General features: G+C 49.2%; 1 protein-coding gene. It reads right to left on the bottom strand.

Going from position 1 to position 258, the window contains the following annotated elements:
• Positions 1-233, bottom strand: a 233-nt coding sequence (locus Q4528_RS14590; protein ID WP_303522372.1) for an aminotransferase class V-fold PLP-dependent enzyme, incomplete at its 3' end; no start/stop codon positions are given.
• Between the last annotated feature and the right edge of the window lie 25 nt (positions 234-258).

Here is a 258-nt window from a genome sequence, read left to right as displayed (position 1 = left end):
GCTAAGTACTCAACGGCTGCACTCATTCCGGCAATAGCTTCAAAACTTTGGGTACCAGTTTCAAAACGCCCGGGGCCAATATTGGTGGCTGGCTCGACTTTATAGGGCGCTAGATGCTCTAACCAAGGGTCGGCTACATAAGCGATGCCTAGGTGCGGGCCAAAAAACTTGTAAGCCGAACACACTAAAAAATCACAACCAAGCGCTTGTACATCTACTAAGCCATGGGGCACGTAATGCACAGCATCAACATACACC

It is taken from the genome of Staphylococcus pasteuri (assembly GCF_030547725.1).
GTDB classification, from domain to species: domain Bacteria; phylum Bacillota; class Bacilli; order Staphylococcales; family Staphylococcaceae; genus Staphylococcus; species Staphylococcus pasteuri.
The sequence above is the reverse complement of the archived record's forward strand: the minus strand, read 5'-3'. Positions and strand labels throughout refer to the sequence as shown.